15 protein-coding genes are annotated in these 17,155 nt (G+C 65.3%); 1 reads left to right on the top strand and 14 read right to left on the bottom strand.

From position 1 onward, the window contains the following. Window positions 1-90: 90 nt before the first annotated feature. From ACQGNJ_RS02750 to ACQGNJ_RS02695, 12 genes are all read right to left on the bottom strand, one after another. Entirely contained in the window at window positions 91-2,331 is a 2,241-nt protein-coding gene (locus ACQGNJ_RS02750) for a carboxy terminal-processing peptidase (protein WP_426687703.1), read from the bottom strand. 8 nt (window positions 2,332-2,339) lie between these two features. After that, complete coding sequence (lipA, locus tag ACQGNJ_RS02745) at window positions 2,340-3,350, bottom strand: lipoyl synthase (RefSeq protein WP_426687702.1); 1,011 nt, start codon at window positions 3,348-3,350, stop codon at window positions 2,340-2,342. Between the two features lie 9 nt (window positions 3,351-3,359). After that, entirely contained in the window at window positions 3,360-4,058 is a 699-nt protein-coding gene (gene lipB / locus ACQGNJ_RS02740) for a lipoyl(octanoyl) transferase LipB (protein WP_426687701.1), read from the bottom strand. 84 nt (window positions 4,059-4,142) lie between these two features. Beyond that, entirely contained in the window at window positions 4,143-4,433 is a 291-nt protein-coding gene (locus ACQGNJ_RS02735) for a YbeD family protein (RefSeq protein ID WP_426687700.1), read from the bottom strand. Further along, complete coding sequence (locus ACQGNJ_RS02730; protein ID WP_426687699.1) at window positions 4,433-5,686, bottom strand: D-alanyl-D-alanine carboxypeptidase family protein; 1,254 nt, start codon at window positions 5,684-5,686, stop codon at window positions 4,433-4,435. The genes ACQGNJ_RS02735 and ACQGNJ_RS02730 overlap by 1 nt, the downstream gene beginning before the upstream one ends. A 76-nt stretch (window positions 5,687-5,762) precedes the next feature. Beyond that, a complete protein-coding gene (locus ACQGNJ_RS02725) occupies window positions 5,763-6,671 on the bottom strand; it encodes a septal ring lytic transglycosylase RlpA family protein (RefSeq protein WP_426687698.1) in 909 nt (302 codons plus the stop codon). Further along, the gene (gene mltB / locus ACQGNJ_RS02720; protein ID WP_426687697.1) at window positions 6,668-7,678 is read right to left on the bottom strand and encodes a lytic murein transglycosylase B; all 1,011 of its coding nucleotides are present in this window, start codon (window positions 7,676-7,678) and stop codon (window positions 6,668-6,670) included. Before mltB ends, ACQGNJ_RS02725 begins: the two co-directional genes overlap by 4 nt. A gap of 96 nt (window positions 7,679-7,774) precedes the next feature. Then, on the bottom strand, window positions 7,775-8,890 hold the full coding sequence (gene rodA / locus ACQGNJ_RS02715; protein ID WP_426687696.1) for a rod shape-determining protein RodA: 1,116 nt from the start codon (window positions 8,888-8,890) through the stop codon (window positions 7,775-7,777). After that, entirely contained in the window at window positions 8,887-10,881 is a 1,995-nt protein-coding gene (gene mrdA, locus ACQGNJ_RS02710) for a penicillin-binding protein 2 (RefSeq protein ID WP_426687695.1), read from the bottom strand. Before mrdA ends, rodA begins: the two co-directional genes overlap by 4 nt. 45 nt (window positions 10,882-10,926) lie before the next feature. Further along, complete coding sequence (gene mreD / locus ACQGNJ_RS02705) at window positions 10,927-11,412, bottom strand: rod shape-determining protein MreD (RefSeq protein ID WP_426687694.1); 486 nt, start codon at window positions 11,410-11,412, stop codon at window positions 10,927-10,929. Further along, on the bottom strand, window positions 11,409-12,356 hold the full coding sequence (mreC, locus tag ACQGNJ_RS02700; protein WP_426687693.1) for a rod shape-determining protein MreC: 948 nt from the start codon (window positions 12,354-12,356) through the stop codon (window positions 11,409-11,411). Before mreC ends, mreD begins: the two co-directional genes overlap by 4 nt. Window positions 12,357-12,365: 9 nt before the next feature. Continuing rightward, window positions 12,366-13,412 (bottom strand): rod shape-determining protein, encoded by a 1,047-nt coding sequence (locus ACQGNJ_RS02695; protein ID WP_426687692.1) that lies wholly within the window; start codon window positions 13,410-13,412, stop codon window positions 12,366-12,368. A gap of 280 nt (window positions 13,413-13,692) precedes the next feature. On the opposite strand from ACQGNJ_RS02695, the gene ACQGNJ_RS02690 reads away from it, so the two are divergent. Beyond that, a complete protein-coding gene (locus tag ACQGNJ_RS02690) occupies window positions 13,693-14,628 on the top strand; it encodes a carbohydrate kinase family protein (protein WP_426687691.1) in 936 nt (311 codons plus the stop codon). Between the two features lie 60 nt (window positions 14,629-14,688). Here the strand turns inward: ACQGNJ_RS02690 and glpK are convergent, their stop codons facing one another. Then, window positions 14,689-16,188 (bottom strand): glycerol kinase GlpK, encoded by a 1,500-nt coding sequence (glpK, locus tag ACQGNJ_RS02685; protein ID WP_426687690.1) that lies wholly within the window; start codon window positions 16,186-16,188, stop codon window positions 14,689-14,691. 81 nt (window positions 16,189-16,269) lie between these two features. Further along, window positions 16,270-16,836: a TIGR00645 family protein gene (locus ACQGNJ_RS02680; RefSeq protein ID WP_426687689.1), complete on the bottom strand. Its 567-nt coding sequence runs from the start codon at window positions 16,834-16,836 to the stop codon at window positions 16,270-16,272. Between the last annotated feature and the right edge of the window lie 319 nt (window positions 16,837-17,155).

The raw sequence follows: 17,155 nt of genomic DNA, 5'->3' as shown, positions 1-17,155 counted from the left end.
TCCGCAGGTAATGGGCGCCGGATGATCGACCAGAAAAAGGGCGGCGCATGGCGCCGCCCCTGATCAGGACGCATCACGTTTGCCGCCGGTTCAATGCGGTGGCAGCACCCCGGGCGCATCCGGCTGGGCATTGACCACGCTCTCGCCCGACTTGCCACCGTAGGGCAGCACTTCACTGGCCAGCTTCGGATCGGCCTTGATCATGCCGACGGCGTCGAACAGGATGTGCGCCGTCTCGTCGAGCTGCACGTCCTTGGCCTTCTTCGCTTCCTTTTCCTGCTTCAACTCGGACTTCAGGCTGCGCTCGTTGGCATTCAGGCCGTCATCCAGGCTGCTGGTGTCATCGGTGAGCGAGGCATCGGTGCCGTCGATCGCCTTGTGGCGCGCGCGGAAATCGGCCTGGATCGCCTCCATCCGCTTGCGCTCGGCTTCACGCGCGGCCAGGTTGAGCGAGATCGAGGTCTTCGCGCGCATCGTGCGGTACTGGGCCAACTCGTCCAGCATCAGCTTCCACGCGGGCGACTGCGCCACGCGCTCGGCGTGCATTTTCTCCAGCTGCGGCAGATAAGCGGCCAGATTCGCCACCACCTTGTAGTCGGCGGGCGGGATCTGGGTCCACTTCAGTGCGTTTTCGTAGGTGGATTCGCCGAAATCCTTCTCGTCGCCGTTCTTCGGGAACGCGATGTCCGGCGTGACGCCCTTGAGCTGGGTGGAGCCGCCATTGATGCGGAAGAATTCCTGGATGGTCATCTTCAGCTCGCCGAGCTGCTGGTTCTCGTCGTCACCCTGGGCGAAGCGGTTCAGATCGACCAGGTTCTGCACGGTGCCCTTGCCGAAAGTGGGTTCGCCGATGATCAGGCCGCGATGGTAATCCTGGATCGCCGCGGAGAAGATCTCCGACGCGGACGCGGTGCCACGATTGACCAGCACCGCCATCGGACCGCTCCAGACCATGCCCGGGTCATCGTCGCCCTGCTCCTCGACCTGACCCTTGGAATCGCGCACCTGCACCACCGGCCCCTTGTCGATGAACAGTCCGGTCAGCGAGTTGGCTTCGGCCAGCGAGCCGCCGCCATTGTTGCGCAGGTCGACCACCACGCCCTGCACGCCGGCCTGCTTCAGCTCGCCCAGCAGGCGGGCGACGTCGCGGGTGGCGCTCTTGAAATTCTTGTCGCCGGCGCTGCGTGCACCGAAGTCGGAATAGAAGGTGGGCAGGTCGATCACGCCGATCTTGCGGGTGACGCCGCCGTCCTTGATCTCGACGATTTTCTTCTTCGCCGCCTGCTCCTCGATGCTGACCTTCTTGCGCACCAGAGTGACGATCTCGTGCTTGCCGTCCACGCCGGCGTCGGCGGGAAGGATCTCCAGTCGCACGGTGGTGTCCTTCTTGCCGCGGATGCGGTTGACCACGTCGTCCAGGCGCCAGCCGATCACATCAACGATGGGGCCGTTGTCGCCCTGACCGACGCCGACGATGCGATCGCCGACCTGGATCTTGCCGGATTTGCCGGCCGGGCCGGCGGGCACCAGTTCGCGGATCTGGGTGTAGTCATCGCGCGCCTGCAGCACCGCACCGATGCCCTCCAGCGACAGCTTCATCGAGATGTCGAAGTTTTCCGCCGCGCGCGGCCCGAGGTAATCGGTGTGCGGGTCGGTGGTTTCGGCGTACGAGGTCATGAAGGTCTGGAACGCATCCTGCCCGTCAAGCTGCTTGATGCGCTCGATGTAGGCGGCATAGCGCTTGTCCAGCGTCTTGCGGATGTCGGCATCGTCCTGCCCGGCCAGCTTCAGGCGCAGCCAGTCGTTCATGGTCCGCTTGCGCCACAGGTCGTCCAGTTCGGCCTGGTCTTTCGGCCAGTCGGCATGTTCGCGGTCGAAGGTGTAGTTCTCGTTGGCCGAGAAATCGAAGCCCTGCTTGAGCAGGCCGCGCGCATAGGTCATCCGCTCGACCGCACGCTGCACGTAGGCATTGAACACCGCGAACGGAGCGGACAGATCCTGGTTCCAGATCGCGTCGTCCAGTCTGGTCTTCATCGGCGCGAACTTGGCCATGTCGGCCTGGGTGAAGAACACCTTTTCGCTATCGAGCAATTTGAAGTAGGCGTCGTAGATGCGCGCCGACATCGCGTCATCGAGCGGCTGCGCGTCGTAATGGAAGCGGGTGAGGAAACGCGCCGACAATTGCGCGGCCTGTGCCTCCTCCAGCGTGGAGGTCAGCGGCCAGGTGGCCGCCTTGCGCGGCTTGCCCGCACCCAGGTCGGCGGCGGACTGCGCTTGTGCGCCGGTTGCGGCAAGGGCTAGCAGCAGGAACAGCGCGGGACGAAATTTCATGAAGGCTCTCAGGCGGATTCGGTGACACCGGCTGCATGGGCCTGCAGGTCGGCGTGATAGGACGAACGTACCAGCGGACCGGAGGCGACGTGATGGAAACCCATCGCCTCACCGGCTTCGCGCAGCATGTCGAATTCTTCCGGCGTCCAGTAGCGCACCACCGGGTGATGATGCGGCGTGGGCTGCAGGTATTGGCCGATGGTGATCATTTCGACGTCATGGGCGCGTAAATCGCGCATCGTCTCGAGCACCTGGTCCATCGTTTCGCCCAGGCCCAGCATGATGCCGGACTTGGTCGGTACGCCGGGGTGCTGCGCCTTGAAGCGCTTGAGCAGGTCCAGCGACCACTGGTAGTCGGCGCCCGGGCGCACTTCGCGGTACAGGTGCGGCACGGTTTCCAGGTTGTGGTTGAACACGTCCGGCGGGAAGTCCTTCAGCACTTCCAGCGCGCGCTCCATGCGACCCTTGCCGCGGAAGTCGGGCGTGAGGATCTCGATCCTGATGTTCGGACTGGCGTGGCGCGTGGCGCGGATGCAGGCGGCGAAGTGTTCGGCGCCGCCATCGCGCAGGTCGTCGCGGTCGACCGAGGTGATCACCACGTATTTCAGGCGCATGTCGCGGATCGTCTCGGCCAGCCGGGCCGGCTCCAGCGTGTCCGGCGGCAGCGGCCGGCCATGCGCCACGTCGCAGAACGAGCAGCGCCGGGTGCACACCTCGCCCAGGATCATGAAGGTGGCGGTGCCCTTGCTGAAGCATTCGTGGATGTTCGGGCAGGAGGCTTCCTCGCACACCGTGACCAGCGCGTTTTCGCGCAGGCGCGCCTTGAGCTGCTGCACGGCATTGCCCTGCGGCAGCCGCACGCGGATCCACGATGGCTTGCGCAGGGTCGGCACGGCGGTGTCGAAACCGGCGCGATTCAGCGCGATCTTGTCGTTGCCCAGCTGCTTTTCACCTGCCGGGGCATGGCCGACGACGGTGATCGGGATGACCTTGGCCGACGATGTGGGTAATTCGCTCATGTAGAAAGCTCAGACCGCCGCGCGCGCGGGGAGTTCGGGTAAAAGGGAATCTGCGGGTTCGGCGACGAAGCCAAACTGGCGGCAGAACTGCTCCACCAGCACGTCCTCGACCTCGGCCAGGCTTGCAGGGCCGCCCAAGTCTAGCAGTTGCGTGACCGCCAAACCCTTGTAGCCACAAGGGTTGATGCGATGAAACGGCTCCAGGTCCATGGCCACGTTGAAGGCCAGCCCGTGAAAGCTGCAGCCGCGGCGCACGCGCAGGCCCAGCGCGGCGACCTTGGCCTCGCTCACGTAGACACCAGGCGCCCCTTCCCGCCGCGCCGCCTGCACATGCCAGTGCGCCAGCGTGTCGATCAGCGACTGCTCGATCCGGTACACCAGCTCGCGCACACCCACGCCGATCCGGCGCAGGTCGATCAGCGGGTAGCCGACGATCTGGCCCGGCCCGTGATAGGTCACCTGGCCGCCGCGATCGACCGGCATCACCGGGATGTCGCCCGGCGCCAGCACATGTTCCATCTTGCCGGCCTGGCCCAGGGTGAACACCGGGTCATGCTCCAGCAGCCACAGCTCGTCGGGCGTGTCGGCGTTGCGGTTGTCGGTGAACGCACTCATCGCCCGCCAGGTCGTCGCGTAGGGCTGGCGACCGAGGCGACGGATATTCAGGGGACGGGAAGCAGGGGGCGGGGATGGGGGATCGTTGTTCACGACGGGATCATGGGGACGGGAAGAAATGCGAAGTGGTGGCGGGGCAACACCGAAACGGTTTCGATTCTCCGTTCCGATGCCCGTTCAATGCGTGTAACGAATGTCCGGATCGGCGCGCAGCGCATGGTGCGCCGCCTCGTATTGCTCGCGGTTCTCGCAGCGAAAGCTCACCGTCACCGAGACGTAGTTGCCGGCGCCGGAATGACGATGCCGCACGGTTTCGTGCAGCACGTGCAGGCCCGCACGCTCCAGCAGCTGCGGCACGTGGCTCGGCAGATTGGCGCTGGAGTTGCCCACCGCCGTGATCTCGAACTCGCCGGGGAATTCGAAACCCTTGCCCTCCTGCTTCGCCTTGGTGAAGTCGATGGGCTGCATTACTTCGCGTCCGCGCTCTTGGCCGGCGCCTCGGCATCGGCCTTCTTGTCGCTGTGGAACCACAGCATGATGCTGTCCCACAGGCGCGAGAAGAAGCCGCCCTGCGGCGCATCGGCCAGGGCAACCAGCGGCACGTTCTGCACCGGCTTGCCGTCCAGGGTGATGCGCAAGGTGCCGACCTGCTGCCCCTTGGTGAACGGCGCGATCAGCGTGGCGGGAATATCCATGGTGGCCTTCAGCTGGTCGTACTGACCGCGCTTGACGGTGACCTGCACGTTCTCGGTGACGCCCAGCGGCAGCTGGCTGGAGGCGCCTTTCCACAGCTTCGGCGTGGCCAGCGGTTTGCCGGCGTCATACAGCTTGTGCGTCTCGTAGAAGCGGAAGCCGTAATTCAGCAGGGCCATCGCCGAATCGGCGCGGGCCTTCTCGGTGCTGGCACCCATCACGATCGCGATCATGCGCGACTCGCCCTGCTTGGCCGAGGCGGCCAGGCAGTAGCCGGCGGCGGCGGTGTGGCCGGTCTTGATGCCGTCCACGCTGGGATCGCGCCACAGCAGGGTATTGCGGTTGTGCTGCTTGATCCCGTTCCACTCGAACTCCTTGACCGCGGAGATCGCATAGTCCTCGGGGAAATCATGGATCAGTGCGCGCGACAGGAGCGCCACGTCATGCGCGGTGGTGTAGTGGTTGGCGATCGGATACCCGGAGGCGTTCTCGAAGTTCGAGTTGACCATGCCGAGCTGTTTGGCGTACGCGTTCATCAGTGCGGCAAACGACGCCTCGGAGCCGGCGGTGTGTTCGGCCAGCGCGATGGCCGCATCGTTGCCGGACTGGATGATCATGCCGTACAGCAGGTCCTTCAGCGGCACCTGGCTGTTGAGCTTGAGGAAGCTGGTGGAACCGTCGGTGCCGGCGCCGCCGCCGCGCCAGGCGTTCTCGCTGATGGTCACCGGATCGGTCATGTGCACCTTGCCGTTGGCTACTTCGGCCGAGACCACGTAGTCGGTCATGACCTTGGTGATCGAGGCCGGCTCCACGCGCATGTCCGGTTCCTTGCTGGCCAGGATCTGACCGGTCGCGTAATCCATCAGCACCCAGCTCTTGCCGTCGACGTCCGGCGGCGGCGGCACCGGCGCCTCCGGCACCACCGGCCGCGGCACCGGTGACGGGCGCGGCGGGGTCTGGGCGACGGCCACGCCGACCAGCAGGGTGACGGCGGCAAACGGAATCAGGGTGCGGCGGAAAAAATTCATCGTGTTGTTCAGTCCGGTTTCGGGAGTTCGACGTTGCGGGCGTCGATCCAGGGTGGAAAGGTTGCGCAAATCCTGCTCAGTCTACCGCGACCTGCGGCCGGGGCAGACCCAGGCCCTCGATCCGGCTGCTGACCTGGTCAGCCCGCTCGACGCTGGTCAGCGGTCCGACCCGCACCCTGCGCACGCGCTGGCCATTGATCAGCGCATCGCTGACCTGCACCGCGCCGAGATTCGCTTCACGCAGACGCTGGGCCAGCCGGTTGGCATTGTCCGCGTCGGAAAACGCACCCACCTGCAGGTAGATGCCGGGATGCGGACCTGTGACCACGGGAGCCGGCGGCAGTTCCTTGCCGGGGCTGGAAGGGTCGATGCCCTGCACCTCGACCAGGCCGGTGCCTTTGGGCCAGATGCCGATCTTCACCGCCGCGGCGTAGGACAGGTCGATCAGCCGGTTTTCGTGGAACGGCCCGCGATCATTCACGCGAACGATCACGCTCTTGCCGGTCTCCAGATTGGTCACCCGCGCGTAGCTCGGCAGCGGCAGCGTGGTGCTGGCCGCGCTGAACGCGTACATGTCGTAGGTTTCCAGACTGGAGGTCTTGTAGCCATGGAACTTGTTGCCGTAGAACGAGGCGATGCCGCGCTGCTTGTAGCCACGCGCGCTGGGCAGCACGCGATAGCTGCGCCCGAGCACCGTATAAGGTGATTTGTTGCCGTACAGCGAGCGCGGCTCGACCTTGGGCACCGGCTCGACCAGCTTGCTGACATCCAGCGGCGGCGGCACGCTGTCCTTGCCGTCGCGGTAACGGCTGCCCTGCGGCTTGCCGAGATCGTCGTGGAAGCGGTCGCCAGCAGGCGGGGTGGTCGGGCCGGAAGGGGAGCTCCGCGGCGGGCTGTCGCGACGGGACGGCTTCGTCCTGTGGCCGCTGCAGCCGGCCAGCATCAGTCCCGCCGCCAGCATCACTGCCGCACCGGCGAGCCTCATCGTGCCGCTTCCGCCGGGCCGACGCCGGCCGCGATCGCCTGCGCCAGCTGGTCCACTGCCATCGCATACAAGGGACTGCGGTTGTAACGGGTGATCACGTAGAAGTTCTGGAAGGTGAACCAGTATTCCGGACCGGCCGGACCTTCCAGTGTCTGCAGGCTGCTGGGCTCGGCCGGCGACAATCGCTGCAGTGGTGCGTAGCCCCAGGCTTCAAGCTGCTCCAGCGGCCATTGCGGCTTCGGATCCTTCACCGCCAGCGGTTTCGCCGCCGCGTCCGGCTGCGCGCGCGCCGCCACCGGGCCGCCAGTAACCCAGCCATGCTTCGCGAAATAGTTCGCCACGCTGGCGAAGATGTCCGGCAGCGAGTTCTGCAGGTCGATGTGACCATCCTGATCGGCATCCACGGCGAAATCGCGGATGCTGGTAGGCATGAACTGGCCCCAGCCCTGCGCACCGGCATACGAACCGGTCAAGGTGTCGAGCGGTCCGGCCAGATGGTTGTCCGGCATGCTCAGCAGTTCCTTCAGCTGTTCGCGGAAGAACTTCGCCCGCGGCGGGTAGTACAGCCCCAGCGTTACCAGCGCGTCGAGCACCTTGTACTTGCCGGTGTTGCGGCCATAGCTGGTTTCCACGCCGACGATCGCCACGATGTATGGCGGCGCCACGCCGTACTGCTTGCCGACTTGCTCCAGCAGCGCGCGATGCGCGCGATAGAACGCGATGCCATCGTCGATGCGCTTGTCGGTGAGGAAGATCGGCCGGTAGTCCTTCCACGGCTTGCCTTCGGCCGGGCGACTGATCGCATCGAGGATGCCCTGCTGCTTCGTGGCACCGTCGAGCAGCGCGTTCAGGGCTTGCGGACTCTTGCCGGTCTCGCGCGCCACTTCGCGTACCAGTGCGGCCTGACCGGGATGGCTGGTCGCCGCCGCGGGCGTCAGCGAGGCCACCCACAACAGGCTGAGGACGGCGAGAAAACGGGCCGGGCGCGGCACAGGTGTGGCTGTCATGTGGTGGCTTCGCTCACGGAAAAACGATGTCGCCGAAAGCCTAACACGCACTCGCGCGCAACTTCGGGCAGCGCGCCGACGACACGCTGGCGAGGTTCAGATGTGGGTCTTGCGATTCGCATGGATCGACATCAGCACGCCGAAACCGGTCAGCAGCGAAACTGCCGAGGTGCCGCCGTAGCTGATCATCGGCATCGGCACGCCGACCACCGGCAACATGCCGGCCACCATGCCGCCGTTGACGAACACGTAGACGAAGAAGCTCATGCCGATCGCGCCGGCGAGCAGGCGCGAGTAGGTATCGCGCGCCTCCATCGCGATCCACAGGCAGCGGCCGATGATGAACGCGTACAGCGCAATCAGCGCGCACACGCCGACCAGGCCGAACTCCTCGGAGAACACCGCGAAGATGAAGTCGGTGGTGTGTTCGGGCAGGAAGTCCAGCCGCGACTGCGTACTGTGCTGCCAGCCCTTGCCGAAGATGCCGCCGGAACCCACCGCGATCTGCGACTGGATGATGTGCCAGCCGTTGCCGAGCGGATCGGATTCCGGATTGAGCAGGGTCAGCACGCGATCGCGCTGGTACTGGTGCAGGAAATGCCAGCCGACCGGAATCATCCCGCCAACCGCGCCGACCAGCAATCCGATGCGCCACCACGCCATGCCCGACAGGAACAGCGCGAATGCGCCGGCCGCGGTGACCAGTACCGCCGTGCCCAGGTCCGGCTGCTCGGCAATCAGGCCGGCCGGGATCGCGATCAGCAAGCCGACCACGGCAATGTCTTTCCAGGCCGGGGGCAACTGGCGCGGATGCAGGTACCAGGCGACCATCATCGGCATGGTCAGCTTCAGCAGTTCGGACGGCTGGAAGCGCATGAAGCCAAGGTCCAGCCAGCGGATCGAGCCGCGTCCTTCACCGAGGATCGCCACCACCACCAGCAACGCGGTGCTGCCGCCGTAAAGCCACGGCGTCCAGCTGCGCAGCACCGCCGGCGGAATGCGCGAGACCAGCAGCAGCAACGCACCGCCCAGCACGAAGCGCGCCGCTTGCCCGGCGACCATTCCAAGGCTGGCACTGCTGGCGCTGTACAGCGTGACCAAGCCGGCTGCAGCCAGCACGAACAGACCCAGTGCCAGCGGCAAGTCGATGCGCGGCCGGGTCAGGATGCGCCGCAGGAACCGCCGACCGCGCGCGGACAGTGCATTGATCATGGCGTGCCCCCCGTGGTCGAGGCCGACTCCGGCAGATCCTCGATCTCGTCGTTGGCGGCGGGCAACCCGGCCGGTGGCGACGCGGCGGCGGGAGTTGCTGCTGCGGTTGTCGCCGGCAGGCGCTTGGCTCCCTCGAGCACGCCATCGTGCGACGCCAGCCACACGTCGAGAATCCGGCGGACGATCGGGCCGGCCGACTCGGCTCCCCACGCGCCCGATTCCAGGATCGCCGCCACCGCGATCTGCGGGTTGTCAGCCGGCGCATAGGCGACGAACCAGGCGCGATGGCGCGAGGCGAGATACGCCGCGCTGCGATTGGTGTCATAGGCATCGGACTTGCGCGAATAGCGTTCGGCCGTGCCGCTCTTGCCCGCCAGCAGGTAGGGGAAGCCCGCGGCCAGCTTGCGCCCGGTACCACGGTCGCCGTAGATCACCATCTCCATGCCCTCGTTGACCGCATCCCAGTTCGCCGGATTGCGGATCACCGATGGACCGGTCGGCGGATTGGCCAGCGCTACCGGCGGCGCATTCACGCCACTCTGGGTCGCCATCGCCAGTCGCGGCGCATAGGGCACGCCATGCCCGGCGAACATGGCGATCGCATGGCCGAGCTGCAGCGGCGTCACCGCCCAGTAGCCCTGGCCGATGCCGGCGATGACGGTTTCGCCCGGATACCAGGGCTCCCTGGAGTTCGCCGCCTTCCACTCCCTGGATGGCAGCACGCCGGAGGACTCCCCGATCAGGTCAATGCCGGTGGGGCGACCAAAGCCGAACTTGCCCATGTAGGCACTGAGCCGGTCGATGCCCATGTCCAGCGCGAGCTTGTAGAAATAGGTGTTGACCGACATCTCGATCGCTCGCCTGAGGTCCACCGTGCCGACGCCGCCACGCTGATCGTCACGATATCCGCGCGCCTGGCCGGGCAGGTAGAACACACCGGTGGAAAGCACCGTGTCATCGGGTTTGCGCATGCCCGTCTCCAGGCCGGCCAGGCCGATCAGCGGCTTCACCGTCGAGCCCGGCGGATACACGCCCCGCAGCGCGCGGTTGTACAGCGGCTTGTCGGGGTCGTTGGTCAGCGCGGAGTAGTCGGCATTGCTGATGCCGTTGACGAACAGGTTGGGGTCGAAGGTCGGCACGCTGACCATCGCCAGCACCTGGCCGTTGCGCGGGTCGATCGCCACCGCCGCGCCGGGTCGGCCCTCGAACGCCAGTTCGGCGGCCTTTTGCAGCCGTGCGTCGATGCTGAGGTAGAGGTTCTTGCCCGGCGTCGGCGCATGCGTCTCCAGCACGCGCTGGGTACGGCCATCGGCATTCACTTCCAGCAATTCATAGCCCGGCGTGCCGTGCAGCAGGTCCTCGTAGGAGCGCTCGATGCCGCTGCGGCCCACATGGCTGGTGCCCTTGTAGCGCACCGGATCAAGCCGGTCGACGTCGTCGGCATCGATGCGCCCGACGTAGCCCACCACATGCGCGAACATCTCGCCCAGCGGATAACGGCGGGTCAGGTAGGGCACCACGTCCACACCGGAGAAACGCCAGCGGTTCACCGCGAAACGGTCGATCTCGTCCTCGGTCAGGTGCATTTTCAACGGCACGCTGTCGAAGCGCCGGCTCTGCTTGAGCTGCTTGTGGAACGCGTCGAGATCGTCCTGATCCAGCGGCACCACCTTGCCCAGCTGCTCCAGCAACGCCGGCATGTCCTTGACCTGTTCGGGCACCACCTCGAGCCGGAAGGCCGGCACATTGTCGGCCAGCAACACGCCGTTGCGGTCGTAGATCAGCCCGCGTGCCGGCGGGATCGCGCGCGGCTTGACGCGATTGTTCTGCGAGCGGGTGACGAATTCGTCGTGGTGAGTGACCTGCAAATATGCAAAGCGCAGCAGCAACAGGCCCAGGCCCAGCACGATCAGCACGAAGGCAGTCACGGCACGGCGCCTGAACAGCAGGCTTTCGCCGCGCGGGTCCTTGATCGATCGCCGGATCTTCATGTCACGGGTTCGGGCTCGTTGAATCGCGTTTCATTGAATCGAGTTTCATTGAATCCGCAATCGTGCGCGCAGGTCGTCGAGCAGCAGAAACAGGAAGGGCCACAGCGCGGCACCGACAAAGGGCGAAATCCACCAGCTCGCCGGCGGCAGCGACGCGCCGGCCAGCAGACGCACCAGCAGCAACAGGAAGCGGTCGTTCAGCAGCAAGGCGAGCACCGCCAGCGCCTGCTGCCACATCGGGAAGAAGCGCAACCGCGAGCGGAAGCGCAAGGCGATGAACACCAGCGCGCACAGGCGCAGCGCCTGCTCGCCCAGCACCACGCCATTGAGCAGGTCTGCTCCCAGGCCCACCATGAAGGCCAGCCCCAGGGTCACGCGCTCTTCCGACTCCAGCGACCAGTACAGCAGGATCAAGGCCGGCCAATACGGCTTGAACGGTTCCAGCACGCCAGGCAGCGGCACCAGCATCGACAGCAGGGCAAACACCAAAGTGCCGACAAACCACCAGTGACTCAAGCGCTGCCTGCTCACGGTTGCACCCCGCTGGCCGCTGGCGGCGCGCCAGCGCTTGCACCGGGAGCCAGCTGAGCGGGCGGCCCCATCGGCGTCACCGGCGCGGGCGGGCCATCCGGCTCGGCCTGGTCGTGCAGCAGCAACACGTCTTCGCTGCGATCGATATCCGCGGCCGGTTTCGCCAACGCGACCAGGAACATGCCGGTGGGCGCCGGCCCCACCGAGCGCACCTCACCGACCGGAAAACCGGGCGGAAAGCGGCCACCAAGGCCGGAGGTGAGCAACTTGTCGCCGGTGCGCACATCCGCTGCCAGCGGAATGGTGGGCAGGGCCAATTCATCGCCGTCGCGCGAGCCGTAGGCCACGGTGCGCAGGCCGGTGCGCTCGATCACCACCGGAATCGCATGCGCCGGATCGGTGATCAGCATGACCAGCGAAGTGGTCGGCAGGACCTCCTTGACCTGCCCCATCACGCCGTGGGCATCGATCACCGGCTGGCCTGGCTTGACGCCATCGCGGGCACCCACGTTGAGGGCGATCTGGTAGCGGTAGGCGCCCAGATCCACGCCGATCACCCGCGCCAGTTGCACGTTGAGGTCGAGGCTGTGCCGGGTATCGAGCAATTCCTTCAGACGCTGATTCTGCTCGGCCACTGCGGCCATCCGGTTGAGCTTGGCATTGGCCAGCAACAGGTCTTCGCGCAGGCGTTGATTCTGTTCGGTCAGGCGCTGGCGATCGGCGAAGGCCACGCTCATCGTGCGAATTCCGACCGCCGGCAGACCGGCCAGTCGATACACCGGCTCGACCACCGCGGATGCCGTCTGGCGCAGGCGCCAAAGCCAGCCGTTGCGCTGGTCCAGCACCATCAGCACCACGGCCAGCGCGAGATAGACGATCAGCCGCAGAGTGCCCGCGGCGTTGCCGGCGAACAGCGGCGAGGACTCATCGCGCGTGCGCGCCATGGTCGCGCCTTATTCGGGCGCGAAGAAGTCGCTGCCGTGCTGATCGATCAGCTCCAGCGCCTTGCCGCCACCACGGGCCACGCAGGTAAGCGGATCGTCCGCCACCTGCACATGCAGGCCGGTCTCCTCGGAGATCAACCGGTCCAGGTCGCGCAGCAACGCACCACCACCGGTCAGCACGATGCCACGCTCGGCCACGTCGGAGCACAGCTCGGGCGGCGTCTGCTCCAGCGCCGACTTCACTGCGGCGACGATGCCGGCCAGCGGCTCGTGCAGCGCCTCGAGGATTTCGTTGGAGTTGATGGTGAACATCCGCGGCACGCCCTCGGCGAGGTTGCGCCCGGAGATCTGGATCTCCTTGACGTCGGCCTGCGGAAACGCGCAGCCGATTTCCATCTTGATCCGTTCGGCAGTGGATTCGCCGATCAGGGTGCCATGGTTGCGACGCACATAATTGATGATGGCCTCGTCGAAACGATCGCCACCGACGCGCACCGACTGCGAGTAGACGATGCCATTCAGCGAGATCACCGCGACTTCGGAGGTACCGCCACCGATGTCCAGCACCATCGCGCCTCGCGCCTCGTGCACCGGAATGCCGGCACCAATCGCCGCCGCCATCGGCTCCTCGATCAGGAACACATCGCGGGCACCGGCGCCTTCGGCCGATTCCTTGATCGCACGACGCTCGACCTGGGTCGAACCGCACGGCACGCATACCAGCACGCGGGGGCTGGGGCGCAGGAAGCGCGACTTGTGCACCTGCTTGATGAAATGCTGCAGCATCGCTTCGGTCATGGTGAAGTCGGCGATCACGCCGTCCTTCATCGGCCGCACGGTGGCGATGTTGCCCGGCGTGCGCCCGAGCATGCGCTTGGCGTCGCTGCCCACCGCCGCGATCGTGCGCGGGCCACCAGGTCCCCGATCCTGCCGGATCGCCACCACCGACGGCTCGTTCAGCACGATGCCCTGGCCGCGCACGTAGATCAGCGTGTTCGCCGTGCCGAGGTCGATGGAGATGTCGTTGGAAAAGATCCCGCGAAACTTCTTGAACATGGGTCCGCCGTGGTCCGGCTTGGCTAAAAAGTAAGCTCGCCAGTCTAGTCAGCGTGTGCCACATGCGCAAGGACAATAACGTTAAGAAATCCTTCTACAACACGACCCTAAGCACGATTCCTGCGCCTCGGGCTGAGCTTGCCGCTCGTGCAAAAAGTCGCCAACAGGTGCAGATGGCGGTACGATTCATCCTTTTGACCGGAGCCGTCCGGTACGGGCCAGTGGGCCGGTGGTTGGCGGGACGGTTCGTCCATACTCTGAACGGGGGTTCGCGCGCATCATGTCTGCCGTCATCTGCGGGTCGCTGGCCTACGACACCATCATGGTGTTCCAGGACCAGTTCAAGAACCACATCCTGCCCGATCAGATGCACATCCTGAATGTGTCGTTCCTGGTTCCGCGCATGCGTCGCGAATTCGGCGGCTGCGCCGGCAACATTGCCTACAACCTCAAGCTGCTCGGTGGCGATCCCTTGCCGGTAGCGGCGGTGGGCCAGGATTTCGCGCCTTATCGCGCGCACATGGAGCAGTGCGGCATCTGTCTGGACAGCGTGCGCGTGTTCGACGACCAGTTCACGCCGCAGTGCTTCATCACCACGGATCTGGACAACAACCAGATCACCGCGTTTCATCCGGGCGCGATGTCCAGTGCGCAGGAAAACCATGTGCGCGACATCCCGCAGATCGATTTTGCGATCGTGGCGCCGGATGGCCGCGAGGCGATGCTGCAGCACGTGGACGAATTTGCTGCACTCGGCGTGCCGTTCATCTTCGACCCGGGCCAGGCAATGCCGCTGTTCAGCGGCGAAGAGTTCCGCTCGATGATTTCCAAGTCGACCTATGCGATCGTCAACGATTACGAGTCGCAGCTGCTGCAGACACGCACCGGCTGGAGCGCCGCCCAGATCGCCGCCAAGGTGACTGCCTACATCGTGACCCAGGGTCCGCGCGGCTCGACGATTCACGTGGGTGAGGAGACTCATCAGATTCCGCCAGCACGCGAACGCCAGATCGTGGATCCCACCGGTTGCGGCGACGCGTATCGCGCCGGACTGATTTTCGGCATCATGCGTGGCAAGGACTGGCCCACCGTGGGCCGGATGGCATCGTTGATGGGTGCGCTGAAAGTCGAGCATCCGGGTACGCAGAACCAGCGCTTCGGCTACACCGATTTCGCAGCGGAATTCCTCGACCAGTTCGGTTACGCGCTGGATTGATCCCGGCACTGGCCGGCAGGGACTTCAGAGGCCTTCGCGCCATCGCGGAGGTCCAGCGTTTCAGGTCACCCGAAAGCCGATGGTCGCCTGCACGGCATCGCGCCAACCCTGATACAGACGATCACTCGCGACCTTCTCCATCAGCGGACGGAAGCGTCGATCGATCTGCCACAAGCTGGCGATCTGCTCACGGCTTTCCCAGAAGCCCACCGCCAGGCCGGCGAGGTAGGCCGCACCCAGGGCCGTGGTCTGGGCGACTTTCGGCCGCAGCACCGGCAGGCCGAGCAGGTCGCTCTGGAATTGCGCCATGAAATCGTTGGCGATGGCGCCTCCATCGGCGCGCAGTTCCCTGAGCGGAATCCCGGCATCGGCTTCCATCGCGGCCAGCACGTCGCGCGACTGGTAAGCCATCGATTCGAGTGCCGCACGCACCACATGCTCTTTGCGCGTGCCGCGTGACAATCCGAAGATCGCGCCACGCACGTCACTGCGCCAGTACGGCGCCCCCAGACCCACGAAGGCCGGCACCAGATAGACACCCTCACTGGACGGTACGCTTTCGGCACAGGCCTGCGAATCGGCAGCGCATTCCAGCATCTGCAATCCATCACGCAACCACTGCACCACCGAGCCGGCGACAAAGATGCTGCCTTCAAGCGCATACTCGACCGCTCCGTCCAGCTCCCACGCGATCGTGGTCAGCAGCCCGTGCTGCGACGGCACGGCCCGCGTGCCGGTATTCATGAGCATGAAGCAGCCAGTGCCGTAGGTATTCTTGGCCATGCCGGGCTGGAAGCAGGCTTGGCCAAACAGCGCCGCTTGCTGGTCGCCCGCGACGCCACAAATCGGCACCCCGGCCGGCAGGCCTGGCAGCGCGGCGGTCTGACCGTAGACCTCGCTGCACGAACGCACCTGCGGCAGCATGCAAAGGGGAATATCCAGCATCTGCAGCAGTTCGTCGTCCCAGCATCTCGCATGGATGTCAAACAACATCGTGCGAGCGGCATTGCTGACATCGGTGACGTGCAGCCGGCCGCCACTGAGGTTCCAGATCAGCCAGCTGTCGATCGTGCCGAACAGCAGGTCGCCACGCTCGGCGCGAACGCGGGCACCGTCAACATGATCGAGAATCCAGCGGACCTTGCTGCCGGAAAAGTAGGCGTCGATCAACAGCCCGGTCCGGGCGCGCACCAGCGGCGCGTGACCGGCGGCCTCAAGCCGCTCACAGATCGCCAGACTTTGTCGCGACTGCCACACAATGGCGTTGTAGACCGGGTCCCCGGTATGGCGGTCCCATACCACCGTGGTCTCGCGCTGGTTGGTGATGCCGATGCCGGCGAGAGTCTCGGCCCCCGCCTGTACGGATTGCAGCACCTCCGCGATCGTTGCGAGCACGCTGGAAAGAATTTCCCGCGGATCATGTTCAACCCAGCCCGGCTGCGGAAAGATCTGGCGAAATTCCCGTTGCGCCGATCCGGCAACGCACCCGGCTTGATCAAACAGCATCGCCCGCGAGCTGGTCGTGCCCTGATCTATTGCCAGTATGTAACGTTGGTCCACAAGATTTCCTTCGCCCACGGATCGGCAAAGAGTAGCAACAGGGCTGCCTCGTCAGGTGGTCGCCGCGCCCCCCCGGCGAATTCAGTGTGTCGCTGCCTGCTTGCCACCTGGCTGGGTCAAACGATCGATGTACGCCAACGCGACCGCGGAGATCACGAATGTCAGGTGCAACAGGATCTGCCACATGATGGTCTGGCCATCCATGCTGCGCGCCTTGATGAAAGTAGCCAACAGGTGGATCGAGGAGATGCCGATGATCGCCATGGCCAGCTTGACCTTCAGCACCGTGGCATTCACGTGCGACAGCCATTCCGGCTGGTCCGGATGTCCTTCCAGCCGCAGCCGGGAGACAAAAGTCTCGTAACCGCCCACGATGACCATGACCAGCAGGTTCGAGATCATCACCACATCGATCAACCCCAGTACCGTCAACATGATCGTCGCCTCGGCACTGTCCGCACCCGCCGTGGCGTCGATACCGTCGTGGAACAGCGTTGTTTCGACGAGATGCCACAATTCGCGCAGAAACTGCACCACGTAAATGCCTTGGGCGACGATCAAGCCCAGATACAACGGCAGCTGCAGCCAGCGCGAAGAGAAAATCAGGTACGACAAGGGGCCGAGGCGGCCTGGATTGGAAGTCGTCATGCGCGTTCGTGGCGAGGGGATCGGCCAATTCTACCGACAAGCGCAAGAACATGCGTGGGCTGACTGCCCCCAACGGCGTTCGCCAGCGAACGGTACCTCGACCCACCTCGAACAGGAAAAAGCACCCCGCACAAGCCAGTGGTGCCAGGCGCCATAAAGACGAAGGCCTCCCGATGGGGGAGGCCTTCCAGCATAAAGCCCCTGGCGGTGACCTGTTGCGGGTCGCGACCTGTGGTCGCCACCGCACCAAAGAAAAACCCCCACCGTTTCCGGTGAGGGTGTTTCAGGATAAAGCCCCTGGCGGTGACCTACTCTTGCA

The organism is Rhodanobacter ginsengiterrae (genome assembly GCF_050026815.1).
Taxonomy (GTDB): Bacteria; Pseudomonadota; Gammaproteobacteria; order Xanthomonadales; family Rhodanobacteraceae; genus Rhodanobacter; species Rhodanobacter ginsengiterrae.
The sequence above is the reverse complement of the archived record's forward strand: the minus strand, read 5'-3'. Positions and strand labels throughout refer to the sequence as shown.